This is a genomic window from Marinobacterium arenosum, from assembly GCF_019795155.1.
Taxonomy (GTDB): Bacteria; Pseudomonadota; Gammaproteobacteria; order Pseudomonadales; family Balneatricaceae; genus Marinobacterium_C; species Marinobacterium_C arenosum.
The window spans coordinates 1-1,577 of record NZ_JAILYN010000108.1 but is presented as its reverse complement, the minus strand read 5'-3'; the positions used below and the strand labels follow the sequence as shown (position 1 = coordinate 1,577).

At 59.5% G+C, this 1,577-nt stretch carries 2 protein-coding genes; one reads left to right on the top strand and one right to left on the bottom strand.

The annotated features are described in order from the left end of the window. Positions 1–363, top strand: a 363-nt coding sequence (locus tag K6T12_RS21375; RefSeq protein WP_222224999.1) for a hypothetical protein, incomplete at its 5' end; no start/stop codon positions are given. Between the two features lie 153 nt (positions 364–516). Here K6T12_RS21375 and tnpC read toward each other — a convergent pair. Next, a partial coding sequence (gene tnpC / locus K6T12_RS21370) for an IS66 family transposase (RefSeq protein WP_255611983.1) occupies positions 517–1,577 on the bottom strand: 1,061 nt, incomplete at its 5' end.

The window sequence follows — 1,577 nt, the reverse complement described above, 5'->3', positions numbered from 1 at the left end:
ACTCTGACCGGCCTGAAGTGCTTTGGCAAACGCCTGGATATCGATTTCGTACTTATCAGCCATGATGTGTCGCTCCCTTTTTCAGTCAAGTGTAGGAAACGACACAGAACTCTGAACACTACCCATTTTGGAGGTGCGCAGCCTGCTGCGATAATCGGAAACCATGCTTTTTACACGGAAATAGCTAAAGCATCGGCTAGCCGGGTGAGGGCGGGACCTGCTTCAGGAGCCGCCCCTTGGAGTGTCTTTAAACATTCCATTTACAATGTATTGAGTGTGTATGGAGATAGAGGTACGGGAGTTACCGCTTACCTGTCGAAGGAACACTCTAACGAGGCGCTGTCGACCAACTCGAATAAATAGCGAAACCATGGTCGCCCAAGAGCCCAAGAGCCCAAGAGCCCAAGAGCCCAAGAGCCCAAGAGCCCAAGAGCCCGTCCCTAATGTCCTCTGCTGGTCATTGAACACCTATTGATCAGGTGGTGACTTTACCGCCTCAATGTAAGCGTCCGGCGATCACACCTTGTCAGCCGTTACCGGTTGCCAGTTATGCGGCAGCAGCTCGCCGATAGCACTTGCCCGCTGGGCCGGCAGCCGGGCCAGCACATCTTTCAGATAGGCATAGGGTTCATGCCCGTTCAGCTTCGCGGACTGGATCAGACTCATGACGGCGGCGGCACGCCGGCCGCTGCGTAGCGATCCGGCGAACAGCCAGTTGGAACGACCGAGTGCCCAAGGCCGGATCAGGTTTTCCACCCGGTTGTTGTCGATCGGCAGCGCACCATCGTCCAGATACCTGGTCAGGGCCGCCCAGCGTTTGAGGCTGTAGTCCAGCGCGCTTGCCGTCGCCGAGCCATCCGGCACTTTCAAGCGATGGGCCCGCATCCACTCATGCAGCGCCTCCGCGATCGGTTTTGAGCGGGCCTGTCGCAGCGCCTGTCGGTCAGCGACCGTCAGGGACTGGGCCTCCCGCTCGATCTGATACAGCTGCTTGATGTATTCCACCGCCTGACCGGCGATCTGGCTCTTGCCCGCCACATGCAGTTCGACGAACTTGCGCCGGGCATGGGCCATGCAGCCGATCTCGGTGATGCCCTTGGCGAAGCCCTGCTTGTAGCCGGCATAGTCATCGCAGATCAGCTTGCCCTGCCAGTCGCCGAGGAAGTCGCGGGCATGCTGGCCACTTCGGCCGGGGGCGAAGTCGTAGATCACCGTGTTCAGCTCGGCGAACGGCGTGCTGGCATAGGCCCAGATATCGGCCTTGTGGGTTTTCTTCTTGCCCGGTGACAGCATCGGTACCGGCGTTTCATCGGCGTGCAGGATCGGTTCGTCCAGCAGCGACGCGCGCAGCGCATCAACCAGCGGTTGCAGCTGAACGCCGCATCGCCCGATCCATTCCGCCAGCGTCGAGCGGGGGATCTGAACGCCGGCACGGGCGAAGATCTGTGCCTGGCTGCATATTCCGGCCCATCGTGAACAGCCATTCCGGCGGAACGTGAACACCGATTCTGGTTCAACGTGAACACCCATTCCGGCCGAAGCTGAACACTTGTGCCCAATTTCCGGAATCGCCGTTC